This window comes from Hymenobacter segetis (assembly GCF_038448715.1).
GTDB lineage: Bacteria > Bacteroidota > Bacteroidia > Cytophagales > Hymenobacteraceae > Hymenobacter > Hymenobacter segetis.
In genome coordinates this window covers 48,021-61,368 of the sequence record NZ_JBCEVZ010000004.1, presented here as the reverse complement: position 1 = coordinate 61,368, position 13,348 = coordinate 48,021, and the positions used below count along the sequence as shown (strand labels likewise).

Sequence of the window (13,348 nt, the reverse complement as noted above, 5' to 3'; positions counted from 1 at the left end):
AACTCCTCTTCCCGGCCGGGAAGAGGAGCTGTGGGGTAACCAGAAAAGGCTGGGTTAGTTTGAAGGCGTGCTGCCGCTGGTGCCACCGGCACCGTTCTCGTCAAAGGCTTCGGACAGCTTGTTCAGGTTGAAGTGCAGCGACACCCGGATGGTCTGGGCCAGGGGGTTGGCCTGGCTGTTCTGGCCCGTGGGCACCAGGTAAGTGCCATCGATGCCGAATACCTGGTAGCGCACGCCCAGGCCCAGGCTCACGTACTGACGGCCGCCCTTGTCGGGGTTTTCGTAGAAATAGCCACCGCGAGCGTACAGCAGGTCGTTGTAGTTGTACTCCAGGCCGGTGGAGAGGTTGATTTCGCGCAGCTCTTCTTTGGCCCCGCCGGGCGCGTCGCTGAACGAGTTGAAGATGCCGCTCACAATGTTCTGGTTATTGCGGCGGGTATTTTCATCCGTGATTCGCTTGTCGTTAGCCGGCACCCCGTCGATGTAGTACGGCGAAGGCACGAGCAGCTTGCTGGCATCGAACGTGAGCGTAATTTTATTGTACTGGTCAATCTCGCGGGTGATGGCCGTCCCCAGTCGCATCATGGTGGGCAGGAAGCTGGGATTGAGCGGGTCCCGGTAGGTCATCTTGTTGCCGATATTGGTTATCGAAGCCCCAAATGCCAGGTTGTAGATGCCGGTGCCAATAGTGGCATCCTTGGAGTAGTAAGCGCCCAGGTCGACGGCGGCGGCATTGCCCGACTGGGCATCGTTGTTGGCATAGGCCCCCACCAGGTTCGAGCGGATGTAGCGCGCCGAAGCACCCACACCAAAATTATCGGTGAGCTGCAGGCCATACGAAACGGCCAGGGCATACTCTTTGGGGTTGAAGCTACCCAGGCTGTGGTTGCCGGAATCCGTGTAATCAATGCTCCCCAAATCGAAGTACATCAGCGAAGCGCCAAAGGCCGAGCGTTTGCCCACCTTGGCATAGCCCGAGAGGTACGACAGACTCATGTCGTCGGTGATGTTGCGCAGCCAGGGCGAGTACGACATCGAAGCCGCGTACTTATACTGCACAAAGCCCAGCTTGCCCGGGTTGAAATACGCCGCGTTGGCATCGGGCGAGGTGGCTACGCCGGCTTCGCCCAGCGCCGATGACCGCGAATCGGGGCTGAGGGTCAGGATGGGCACGGCCGTGGTGATTGTGTGGGGGGTAGTCTGGCCCTGAGCAGTAGCTGCTACGGCCACCAAACCGGCGGCAAGCGCCACGCGCGAACGAAAGAAAAGAGGCTGCATAGAGTGGGAAATGGGGACCAGGCGTGGCCCGGGCACAAATAAAAGCGGATTAATTGAGGATGACGAGTTTTTCGTATTTCGAAGCCACCGCGTTGTTGCGCTGCGAGCGCACGGTGAGGCGGTAAACGTATACCCCACGGGCCAGCTGGTCGTCGTAATCGTCGCGGCCATTCCAGCTGATGCTCTGCTGATGCGCTACGGTGCTGGGCACAATGGCATTGAGGGTGCGCACCAGATGGCCGGCCACGGTAAAAATCTGCACTTGTACGTCCAGGTTGTCGGGCTCGCTGCCGGCCTGGTTGTGGTCGAAGAAGAACGTAGTGGAGTGGGCAAACGGATTGGGGTAGTTGAGCACGTGGTCGAGCGCCAGCTTCACATCCTGGGCCACCACGAACTCAATTTCCTTCTCGGCCGAGTTATTATAAGTGTCCCAGGCTTTGAGGGTGAGCGAATGCGGGCCGGTAGCGAGGTCCTTGAACAGGTTCTTCACGTTGCCCGAAGTAAAATCACCAACATTGGCCACGTAGCTGTCGTTCAATATCAGCTTCTTATTGGGGTCGTGGTCAAGAATGGCCGTGATGTCGTGGCCAATGCCCGTGCCCGTGGTGTTGATGCCGTTTTCGTCGGCCAAATCGGCCAGTAGCGTGGTGGTCTGGCCGGTGAGGCCGCCATACACGAAGGCTTTGCTGTCCATAAACAGGCTGATGCGCGGCGGCTGGTTGTCCTCGGGCGCATTGCGGGCCGCGCCGCCCACCAGCCGGGGCTGGTAGCCGTTGGCGTCGATGCTGTGCGTCCCATCGGAAGCGTAGAGGCTGATTTTGCCCGTTCCCACCTGGTAGTTGATGTCCTTGGGCACCACGAATACCAGGCTGAACTTGCCGTTCACCACGTCGGCCTGCCCGCCATAAATTACGCTTTCCTGAATGCTGACCGATGCCACGGTATCGTCGGGCTCATTGCCGAGGGTCTTCACGGTGGTGGGCTTGTCGTAAATCGTAACCTGAGCCCGGCCGGTGAAGGTCGAATTCAGGACACCATTATTCAGCAGATGGCCGTCCAGGCGGATGCGGGCGAGGGCATGCAGGGTATCCGCATTTACCCAATCCTTCCCGATGCGCTGGCGCACGCTGTCGAGCACCACCGTTTGCTTGGGGTAAGCCAGCGTCATGCTGGGGTCGGCCAGCAGCGTGTAGTTGCGGTTGTTGATGCCGCCGGCCTGGTAGTCGTTCTTGCTCATCATCACAATGGTGCCCATGCTGGGCATGCGGCCATTGATGGGCTGAAGCACCCGGTTGAAATAGCGCTGGTTGAGGCCGGCATTGAGGTAGGCTTCGACCACGCGGGTGGTGGTGAAGAGGCCCACGGCGCCGCCCGTGGCATTGTCCGTGAGCGACTGCTCGCCGGCCGAGGTGAAGTCGGGGTTGTCGTAGGTACTGAAATCGCAGGTGCCGGTGGTGAAGAACGTCAGGTTGTTGGGGTTGCGCAGGGCCAGCACCGAGGCGTTGGTCACAATCTGCTCATCGGCCAGGCCCTTGGGGCCGCCGTGGCCCAGGTAGTTCACAATCAGCGAGCCCTGCTCCACCGACTGGTCGATGGCACGGTTGGCATCGGGCGAGCGTTGGCCGGCGGCCACGGCCTGCTGAGCGTACAGGTCAAGGTACACTTTGTGCACGTTGTAGACCGGCGCGGTGGAGTTGATGATGTTGGCAATGCCATCGGAGCCAATGCTGCTGTTGATGAAGATGTTGCCATTGCCATCGTCCGACACCAGGGTAATGCGGTTGCGCCACTTGCCGTAGGCGGCGGTAGCATCGTAGCCAATCACCTTGTTTATTACCTGCTGGGCCTGGGTGGTATTGCGCAAATCATTTTTGGGCGTGCGCACCGGCAGGCGGCCTACGCCGATATCAAACAGCTCATTGCCAATATTCTGCTCAGCCCATTCGCCTTCGTTGTCATCCAGCAAAGCGTAGAAATCATCGGAAGAATAGCTGGACGGCCCGTAAAACCCAGCGGAAAAATAAGGCGACTGCGACTCCCGCGACTCGTAGGTGGGCACGTAGTTCTGGTTGAAGGCGTCGAAATCGGAATCGGTTTTGAAGGGAACCCGTTTTTTCCACCAGGCAGGCTCGGAGCCTTTGTCGTTCGTAGGGTCCGATTTGTAGTCGTACGAAGCATCGCCCAGCAACAGCAGCTGCATGGTTTTGCCGGCCGGGGCGCGGTCGTACAGCATTTTCATGAAATCACGAATGGCCGACACGTCCTGCCCGCCCGAGCCGAACTCGTTGTATATCTGGCTGGGTACCACCACCTGCACCTTCAAATCGTCGTGCGTAGTGCGGTGAGCGGCCAACTGCATGGCCTGCGCCATGAACGCGGGGTGCGTCAGAATAACGAGGTCAATCATGCGCGCGCCAGCGGTAGCATTGAGCGCGTGCAGGTCTTGATTGGCCACTTTTCCAAAGGCCCGCACCGGATGGTCCGAGAAGTCGCCGCCGGGTTGCAGGGCCACAAACTCGCGCACCGTATCGGCCGGAGCGATGAAGCTGCTGGTGGTGCCGTCGAACGTAACGGCCTGCGGGTGGCGCGGGTTGGTCACATCCCACACCACGGCCCCCGTAGGCAGGCCGGTGAACACATAGCGGTTCTGCGCGCCCGGCCCAACGTTGCTCAGGGTCCGAAACTCCAGCTGCGCACCGCTCAGCTTGAGCAGGCGCTCGGCATTGATTTCGAAGAAGTCGAGGTAGCCGCTGGCCCCGGGGTCACCGCTGTTATACGTCAGGCCCAGCTTCAGCTCAGTGCCCGGGGCACTTAGGGGCAATTGGTTGGTGGCTGAAGTCACAATGGCATCGGCCGAGAACGACTGGCCGGAACGGGCATTGATGGACTGCGTGGCCAGGGCTTGCCCATTCAGCGTGAGCTGGAAAGCGCTGGCCACCGAGGAGCTCGCCACCAGATTGGTGGTGACGCGCACGGGGCTGTTCGCCACCAAATCGCTGATGCCGCCCAGCACAAACTCCTGCGTGCCGCCCACCTGAAACCCTTCGCCCACCCAGTTGCGGCCCGAGTGCAGCAGGTTCACCAGGTCGTGCTCGTAAAAGTCACGGTAGGTGAAACTGGTGATGCTCGTGGGCTGGCCCGTAGCCGGCACGGCCGGCTTCGTCGATACGCGCTTGCCCGGCCGCGCATCCACTTTCACGAAGTAGTAAGCCGTGTCAGTATAAACGTTGTTCCGGTGCTGAAACATCCCGTTCTGCGCCGCCCAGGTATGCGCGCCGGGCGAGTAGAACAGGAAATACTCGTTGTCGTCGAGCACGCTGTCATTGTTTTTATCAACAAACAGAATTTCGTTCTCCACCAGGTCGTCGGGGCGGTACACGGCATTAGCCTGGGGCAGAATGCCCATGGCATTGCCGTACAGGTGCAGGTTTTTGGGGTTGATACCCGACGGCAGGCCCAGTCTGCTCAGCGTGGCTTTATCAAGCTTGTAAATGCCGCTCTTGGAGTTGCCGTTTTCGGCTACGCCCAGCTTGTACCAGTCGCCGCTTTGCAGCACCGAATGGCTGGCGTAGTTGCGGGTAGATGCCGTGCCCCGGGCGGCGACGCCGGCCCCGTTGGGGGTGTAGCGATAATCGAACGAAACCAGGCGCTCGGGCTGGCCGCTCTGAGGACCGCGCCGCACGGGCCGCAGGCGCAGGAACGTCACGGCCTGCTTCATCTCGATGCCGGTGATGAGTTGGGCTTCGGGGCCGGCCGGCAGCTTACTGACGTTGAACAGCTTGGCATCGGCAGCCGAGAATGGCTCGTACACCATGTTGAGGAACTCGCCCTGGCGCACGGCCCCATTCAGGCGCAGGCTGAACCAGCCTACCTGGTCATCCATCACCAGCTGGGCTTCGCTGAAGCCGGGTACTTTCTGCTTGCGCGGGCTCAGGCTGGGCACCTCAATGTAACCGCCCCACTTCACTACGCCGTGGGCCGTGGTACCATCCGATTGGGCCTGTGCCGCCGGGGCTGCCGCCCCCACGATGATTCCCACGAATGCAACAAAGAGGAAAGAAAGACGCATACACCTTACTAAATTGAGACCTGTTTCCTGCCTGCCCCGTCCGTCACGTAGTGGCTCCCGCAACAGCACCACCGGGCGGCAGGTTCACCCGGCAGTGGCTTCTTAACAACCAAATAATCTATTTATTGCGTCCCTGCATCCAACAATACTAACGAACGGCCGTTTTCGGCACCGAGAGCAGCACGTAGAGCAGCACCACCAGCGGCACGGCGGCGGCTTTGAGCACCAGCAATAATCCTGCCGCCAACAGCAGGAAGATGAACCGCCGCCGGTTATCGCCCCAACGGAAGGTCTTAAACTTGAGGGCAAACAAGGGCAGCTCGGCCACCAGCAGCCCCGAGAGCAGCATCGTGAGGCCCAGCAACAACCAGGGATTCAGAATAATCGGAGCTATACCAAACTGGTCGTAAGCCAGAATGAGCGGCAGCGAAGCCACCACCAGCGTGCAGGCTGGCGTGGGCAGGCCGATAAAGGAAGTCGTCTGCCGGGTGTCGTTGTTGAACTTGGCCAGCCGCAGGGCCGAGAAAATCGTGACGAGGAAGCCGAAATAGGGCAACCAGGACCAAAGCAATGTTGGTCCAGCATAACCCGCTCCTTCTACAGCTCTGGTTAATAATGCGCCTAAAATAGCGCCCGGCACCACCCCGAAGGAAACCATATCGGCCAATGAATCAAGGTCTTTTCCAATGGCGGAGGATACGCGCAGGGCCCGGGCCAGCAGGCCGTCGGCAAAGTCGGCGGCGGCGGCGGCGGCCACAAACCAAGCCCCGATTTCCAGCCGGCCGGCAAAAATATTGGTCAGCGCCAGGCAGCCGCACAGTAGGTTGAGGCAGGTTACGGCGTTGGGCAGGTGTCGTTTCAAAAGAAGAGGCGAAGTAGGGTGGTGAGGTAAATGGAACGCCAGGCACTGCCTGGCACGGGACGTTTTTAGTTAAGAAACGGGTTGCCGCGCCGCTCTTCGCCAATGGTGGTGGCGGGGCCGTGGCCGGGGTACACCATGGTATCATCGGGCAAGGTCATGAGCTCGGTTTCGATGCTGTGGAGCAGCGTGGCGTGGTCGCCGCCGGGCAAATCAGTGCGGCCGATGCTGCGCTGAAACAGTACGTCGCCACCAATGACGGTGGCCGTGGGCGCGTGGTAGAACACCACATGGCCGGGGGCATGTCCCGGCGTGAAACGTACTTCCAGCTCGGTTTCGCCGATGTGAACGGGCTGGCCGGCTACCAGTTCGCCGGTGGGTTCGGCTGGCTGGTACTGCGGAAAGCCGTAGCTGCCGGCGTAGGTGGGCACGGCGCGCAGCGTGGCTAGGTCGAGCCGGTGCAGCAGAAACGGCGTGCCGGGCCAGGTGTTCAGCACAAACTGATTGCCCAGCACGTGGTCGATGTGCGCGTGGGTGTTCAGCAGCAGTACCACTTGTAAATTATTGTCCTCCACGTATTCCCGCAGGGCCTGCTGCTCAGCGGGCGCGTAGCAGCCGGGGTCCACGATGGCGCACTGCCGGGTGGCCTCGTCGATGAGCAGGTAGGTATTCTCGGAAAAAGCGTTGAAGGTAAAACCAGCGACAGTCATAGCAAAACAGAGGGTCTGAGCAATGCGGAAAGGTACGACGCTGGGCGGAAAGCGGAATGGAGACGGTTGTCAGCCTGACTGGCTAACGCCTTCCTTCGGTTCTTAATTATTCATTAAGCCCAGCGTCCTTACCTTGCCAGCCATGATGACGGACTGTGATTTTCTGGTAGTGGGCCACGGCATTGCGGGCGCTACGCTGGCTTATGTATTGCGCGAGCGGGGCCACCGGGTGCTGGTGTATGACCCCGGCCAGGAGAGCTCGGCCTCCAACGTAGCGGCGGGCCTGATGAACCCCGTGGCCGGCAAGCGCTTCGCTCTCACCTGGCAGGCGGCCGAGTTGCTGCCCTTCGCGGCGGCTTTCTACCGCGAGCTGGAGCAGCGCTACCAGCAGTCGTTTTTTACCGAAACGCCCATTTTCAAAATCTTTGCTTCGGTAGAAGAGCAAAATGCCATGCTGGCCCGCAGCGCCGACAATCCGTGGGGTGATTTTGTGGCGGGTTTCGATACCACCGACCCCGGCCTGCCTGGCGTGAACGCGCCCTTTGGCGGGGCCTGGCTACGGCACGGCGGCCACGTAGCCGTGCGCGAGCTGCTGGCCGCCCTAGCCGCCGAGGGCACCCGCGACGGCTGGCTGCGCCGCGAAACGTTTGACTGGAATCAACTGGTTTTCGAGCCAGCTGGAGCCGAATACGCCGGGCAGGTACGGGCACGCCACGTTATCTGCTGCGAGGGGGCGGCCGCCGTGCGTAACCCCTACTTCAACTGGCTGCCGCTCACGCCCAACCAGGGCGAGGTGTTGGACGTGCAATGCCCGGGCCTGAGCCCGGACCAGGTGCTCAACCGAGGGGCTTACGTGGTGCCGGTGGGCGCAGGCCGGTTTCGGGTGGGCGCTACCTACCGCTGGCCGCCGTTTGCGGACGGCCCCACGGCGGTGGGCCGCGAGGAGTTGGCCGCGCGCCTCACCGTGGTAACCGACCTGCCGTTTGCCGTGACGGGGCAGCGGGCGGGGGTGCGGCCCGCCGTGCGCGACCGGCGGCCGCTGCTGGGCCCCCACCCCACCGTGCCGGCATTAAGCTTTTGCGGCGGCTACGGGTCAAAGGGCGTGATGCTGGCCCCGCGAATGGCAATGCTGCTGGCTGATTTCCTGATTAATCAGGCGGAACTCTGGCCCGATGCCAGCCTGCAGCGTTATCAGGCTTTACAGCCGGCTGGCGTACATTGAAACCCTATTGGGCGCGGCTCCGGGCGGGGCGGCGGCGCGCCATTTGCCCGGCTGGTAGGCGGCCGGATAACAATTCTCCGTTAACTGCTTTTATTGCAGCCCGGGCGGGCAGTTTGGTACTGCTCAGGTCGGCGGTGCGGGCCGTAAATTTTTTAGCGTTTCGGCGGATTAATTTTTGTTTTTGCTCGTTGGTTCCCATTATGACCATTCCACTATCCACTACTACGAAGCGTACGCTGGGGGGCCTGGCGCTGCTCCTGCCGATGCTCTGCCCGCCCACGGCCCGGGCCCAAACGGCGCAGGAGCCTTTTGGACGGGTGCGCGTGCAGTACAAGGATTTTCGCTGGCAGCAGCTTAGCACGCAGAATTTCAACGTGATGTACTACGATGGCGGCCAGGCCAGCGCCCGCCACGCCGCCGAGTATGCCGAGAAAGAGCTGCAGCGCATCACGGCGCTCATCGGCTACTACCCGTATTCGAAATCCACGCTGCTGTTTTATAATTCGGTAGGAGACTTGCGCCAGAGCAACATCGGCCTCACCGCCACGCAGCAGCAGATAAACGGCGGCGAAACCCCGCTGGCCCGCATGAGCAAGGTCCAGATTGCCTTCACTGGCGAGGAAACCGAGTTCAAGCGCCAGCTCAGCACCCAGATTACCGAGGTGCTGCTCAATGACATGATGTACGGCGGCTCACTGAAGGAAGTGCTGCAAAGCAGCTACCTGCTGCAGCTGCCCGACTGGTTTATCGGCGGGGCTTCGGCCTACGCCGCCGAGGGCTGGAGCGTGGACATGGACGGCTACATGCGCGACATGACCAAGCAGTACCCCACCGGCAACCGCACGGCCCCGTTTTTTCTGCGCAATTCCAAACTAGCCGGCCAGAGCATCTGGAACTACGTGGCCGAGCGCTACGGCTACACCACCATCCAGAACATCCTGAACCTCACGCGCATAACGCGCGACGTGGAAGTCGGCATCAGCTCGTCGCTGAACGTGCCGTTTAAGGTTTTCCTGAAAGACTGGCTGACGTACTACCGCGAGCTCAACGGCCAGCCCGTGGCCACGCTGGTGGAGCCCGACAAGAAATTCCGCCAGAGCGGCCGCAACCGCCACGCCGATGTTTTCTCGCAGCCCATTGTGAGCCCTAACGGACAGCAAGTGGCTTATGCCCAGAACGAAGGCGGCCGCTACCGCGTGATGGTGGTGGACCGCGACGGCCGCCACCGCCGCACCCTGAGCCGCGGCGGCTATCACACCCCCGACCAGCAGGTGGAAACCCGCCTGCCCGTGCTGGCCTGGCACGGCAATTCTCAGGTAGCAGTGGCCGAAATGAGCCGGGGCGAAATGGCCCTGCACCTGCGCGACGCCGATGGCCGCGGCCTGGTGCGCCGGGTACGCGAGGCTATTCGGTTCTCGCGGCCGGCCTCGCTGTTCGCCGCTTATGACCAGATACTGAGCATGAGCTATTCGCCCGATGGCAAGGCACTGGTATTTAGCGCAGTGCGCAACGGGCAGAACGATATTTACCTGTTGCGGGCCGGCAGCCGTAAGGTGGAGCAGCTCACCGACGACCTGTTCGATGACGTGCAGCCGGTGTTCCTGCCCGGCGGGCAGGGGCTGGTTTTCAGCTCCAACCGCTACCTCGATTCGCTGGGCCGCGCCCGACCCGCTACGTTCCAGAACGTGGTGAACAACTACGATTTATTCCAGTATCACCTCGATGGCCGCCCGGTGCCGGTGGAGACGCTGGTGAGTACGATTTCGAACGAAACCCGGCCCCGCGCTATCTCCGACGATGAAATTCTGTATCTCGGTGAAGAAAGCGGCGTGCGCGCCCTGTATCGGTACTCGTTGAAAACCAAGCAGCACGCGCTACTAACTAACTGGCTGCCGAACACGCAGGATTTTGATTATAGCCCACTGACTTCGGCGCTGGTATTCGTGGCCCCGGCGCAGTCGCGCGATATCCTGTACGTGTACCCCGAGTACCCGCTGCCGACCACGCTGCCCCTCACCAAAACCGCCCGCCAGCAAACGCTGGAAGAACGGTCGGCGGCTCCACGTCCTGCCACTCCCAAGCCCGCCGCGCCAGCAGCTACGCAAGCTGCCACTACCGTAACGCAGCCAGCTGACACGGCTGATACCCGACCGGCCAACCGCCGCAAAGCCAACGAAGCGGTGAATACCAGCGACTACCAGTTTGAGGAGGATGAGCCCGCGCAGGCCGCCTCGGCCAAGCGACGGCGCCTCACGCCTACTGCTGCCTCCACGGCGGCGGCGGCTACAGCCAAAGCGCAGTCCGAAGCCCCGGCCCTCACCGGGCCCTTCCGCTACGATACGCGCTTCATGGCCGATAACGTGTCGACTTCGCTTTACATGGACCCGCTGCTGGGGCTCGGCCTCCAGTTCAAGGCGGCGCTGACCGATGTACTGGAAAATCAGCGCATTGATGCTAGTCTGTTTGGACTGTTCGACCTGCGCACCAGCAACATCCGGGCTTCTTACACCAACCTGACCAAGCGCTACGACTGGAGCATTGCCTACCAGAAACAAGCTTATTTCTTCGACCTCGACGATGGCCGCTACCGCTACGGCCGCCACGAGATAGCGCCCACCATTGCCTACCCGCTCACCCACAACCTGAGCGTGCGCGGCGGGCCCCGCTTCGTGAGCATTTCGCGCACCCGCCTGGGCGATGTGTCGACGCAATCGGACCAGAGCTACAACTACCTGGGCTACAATGGCGAGCTGGTGTTCGATAACAGCATCAACACCGGTGTGAACATGGTGAGCGGCACCCGCCTGAAGGCCAGCGTGCTGAACCTGACCAACCTGAACAGCCAGAGTCTGAGCTTCGGCAAATTTGTTGTCGACCTGCGCCACTATCAAAAAATCAGCCGCTCCATTGTGTGGGCCAACCGAGCCAGCTACGGGCAGTTTTTTGGTCCGCGGCCGCAGGTTTTCCGCATCGGCGGCATGGACGACTGGCTGAACGGCGGTTACACCGGTTCCCGCTTCCTGACCGACTACCAGGCTCCCGACCAGGTATTCAACCAGGAATTCGTGACCAATCTGCGCGGCTTCGATTACAGCGCCCGCAGCGGGCCGCGCTACGTGCTGTTCAACAGCGAGCTACGTATTCCCATCGTGCAGTATTTCGCGCACCGCCCCATCTACTCAGGGTTTTTCCGCAACCTGCAGCTGGTTGGTTTCACTGATGCCGGTACGGCGTATTCGGGCACCAACCCATTCGGTACCGACAACTCGGCCAACACTAAAATCAAGCAGTTCAACCAGTATTTTGGGGCCACGGTCACCAATTTCAGCAACCCGTTGCTGGTGGGCTACGGCGTGGGTGCCCGCACTACCTTGCTGGGCTTTTATGGCAAAGTAGACGTGGCCTGGGGCCAGGAAGACTACGTAACCCACGGCCCGAAATTCTACTTCACGCTGGGCTACGACTTTTAGGGCTTCACAAGCAAGCGCAATCCTCACTGAAAGGTCTTGCTGAGCAGTGCTCAGCAAGACCTTCTTTTTTATACCCCTCAGCGTCCGGTCCGGTCGTATCTTTGCGGCCCGAAACCGAACCGCTGCCTGTGCCCTTGCTCCGCGAAATTTCCACCTTGTTGGCCAAAGACTTCCGCCTGGAATGGCGGCAGCGGGCGGCGCTGGGCGGGCTGCTGCTCTACGTGGGCAGCACGGTATTCGTGTGCTTTCTGAGCTTTAGCCTGCGCGGCGGCACGCCCCCACCCCCGGCTTGGAACGCGCTGCTGTGGGTCATTCTGCTCTTCGCCGCCATCAATGCGGTGGCCAAAGGCTTTATGCAGGAAAGCCCCGGCCAGCGGCTGTACTACTACACGCTGGTGCGGCCGCAGGCCGTTATTCTGGCTAAAATCCTTTACAATGCGCTGCTGCTCACGGCGGTGGCCTTGCTGGGCTTGTTTCTCTACACGGTGTTTCTCGGCAACCCAATTCAGGATGCGCCGCTGTTTGTGGCCAACCTGATACTTGGTGCGGTAGGCTTTGCCACCACGCTCACGCTGGTATCGGGCATCGCGGCCAAAGCGGGCGGCAACGGGGCCACGCTTATGGCCATCCTCGGCTTCCCGCTGATGGTGCCCATGCTGCTGCTGCTCATCAAGGTGAGCAAGAATGCGCTGGACGGGCTGGACCGTAGCGTGAGCCAGCAGTCGCTACTCACATTGCTGGCCCTGAACATGTTGGTCGGTGCCGTGTCTTATTTGTTGTTTCCTTTTTTGTGGAGGGGTTGAGTATGAAATGGACCTGGTGGAAAGTATTGACCGTGGTGTTCCTGCTGTATTCGGCGGCGGCGGGCTTTTTGCTGCCGGTGCCGCGGCTGGCCATTGTGAATGAGAGCATTCGCAACCTGTATTTCCACGTGCCCATGTGGTTTGCCATGATGGTGATTCTGGGCACGTCGGTGTTCCGCTCGATGCAGTATTTGCGCAATCCGTCGGCGCGGCTGGATATTCTCAGCCACGAGGCGGCCAAGTCGGGCATCGTGCTCGGACTGTTGGGCCTGGCCACAGGCAGCCTGTGGGCCAAGTACACCTGGGGTGCCTGGTGGACGCCCGACCCGCGCCTGAACGCCGCCGCCGTGGCCATGCTCATCTACGGGGCTTACCTGGTGTTGCGCGGCTCGTTCCGCGATGAACAGCAACGGGCCCGCGTGTCGGCCATCTACAACATTTTCGCGTTTGCGGCGGCCATTCCACTGCTGTTCATCCTGCCTCGTTTGGCGGGCAACTCGCTGCACCCCGGCCAGACCGGCAACCCCGGCTTCAACAAATACGACCTCGACAGCACTATGCGGATGGTGTTTTACCCCGCCGTCATCGGCTGGATTCTCTTTGCTTTCTGGATGACTCAGGTGAGCAGCCGGCTGGCCTTTTTGCAATTGAAAATCGATGAAAAATAACCTGTTAGCCCGCCTGTTCGGCGCATTTGGCCTGCTGCAAATCCTGCTTTTCACTGCCACTACGGCTATGGCCCAAGCTCCCGGAGCCGAGGCTCCCGAAATGGCCGACGCGCTGCGCGCCAACGGCAAAATCTACGTGGTGGTGGCCGCCGTGGTCATCATCGTAGCCGGCCTGCTGTTCTACCTCATCTCGCTCGACCGCAAAGTGAGCAAGCTGGAGAAAGAAATAAAGTAGCCCAAACTGTGCCCCCGCGGCACCCGAACGTTGT

Annotated in this window: 9 protein-coding genes; 5 read left to right on the top strand and 4 right to left on the bottom strand. The window is 61.0% G+C overall.

Annotated elements, in window-relative coordinates; all coding sequences use genetic code 11:
- Positions 1-54: 54 nt before the first annotated feature.
- The 4 genes from porV to AAFH49_RS03015 form a co-directional block, all read right to left on the bottom strand.
- Positions 55-1,278: a type IX secretion system outer membrane channel protein PorV gene (gene porV / locus AAFH49_RS03030; protein ID WP_342295924.1), complete on the bottom strand. Its 1,224-nt coding sequence runs from the start codon at positions 1,276-1,278 to the stop codon at positions 55-57.
- Positions 1,279-1,327: 49 nt separating this feature from the next.
- On the bottom strand, positions 1,328-5,347 hold the full coding sequence (gene porU, locus AAFH49_RS03025) for a type IX secretion system sortase PorU (RefSeq protein ID WP_342295923.1): 4,020 nt from the start codon (positions 5,345-5,347) through the stop codon (positions 1,328-1,330).
- A 148-nt stretch (positions 5,348-5,495) separates the two neighbouring features.
- Positions 5,496-6,209: a CDP-alcohol phosphatidyltransferase family protein gene (locus AAFH49_RS03020; protein ID WP_342295922.1), complete on the bottom strand. Its 714-nt coding sequence runs from the start codon at positions 6,207-6,209 to the stop codon at positions 5,496-5,498.
- Positions 6,210-6,274: 65 nt separating this feature from the next.
- A complete protein-coding gene (locus AAFH49_RS03015) occupies positions 6,275-6,916 on the bottom strand; it encodes an MBL fold metallo-hydrolase (RefSeq protein ID WP_342295921.1) in 642 nt (213 codons plus the stop codon).
- 142 nt (positions 6,917-7,058) lie between these two features.
- Between AAFH49_RS03015 and AAFH49_RS03010 the strand changes: the two genes are divergently transcribed.
- The 5 genes from AAFH49_RS03010 (at position 7,059) to AAFH49_RS02990 (ending at position 13,314) form a co-directional block, all read left to right on the top strand.
- Entirely contained in the window at positions 7,059-8,138 is a 1,080-nt protein-coding gene (locus AAFH49_RS03010; RefSeq protein ID WP_342295920.1) for an NAD(P)/FAD-dependent oxidoreductase, read from the top strand.
- A gap of 200 nt (positions 8,139-8,338) precedes the next feature.
- Complete coding sequence (locus AAFH49_RS03005) at positions 8,339-11,608, top strand: hypothetical protein (RefSeq protein WP_342295919.1); 3,270 nt, start codon at positions 8,339-8,341, stop codon at positions 11,606-11,608.
- A 128-nt stretch (positions 11,609-11,736) separates the two neighbouring features.
- Positions 11,737-12,411 (top strand): heme exporter protein CcmB, encoded by a 675-nt coding sequence (locus AAFH49_RS03000; RefSeq protein ID WP_425293313.1) that lies wholly within the window; start codon positions 11,737-11,739, stop codon positions 12,409-12,411.
- Between the two features lie 2 nt (positions 12,412-12,413).
- Positions 12,414-13,079, top strand: coding sequence for a cytochrome c biogenesis protein CcsA (ccsA, locus tag AAFH49_RS02995; protein WP_342295917.1), 666 nt, complete (start codon positions 12,414-12,416; stop codon positions 13,077-13,079).
- Positions 13,069-13,314: a CcmD family protein gene (locus AAFH49_RS02990; RefSeq protein WP_342295916.1), complete on the top strand. Its 246-nt coding sequence runs from the start codon at positions 13,069-13,071 to the stop codon at positions 13,312-13,314. Before ccsA ends, AAFH49_RS02990 begins: the two co-directional genes overlap by 11 nt.
- The last annotated feature ends 34 nt before the right edge of the window (positions 13,315-13,348 follow it).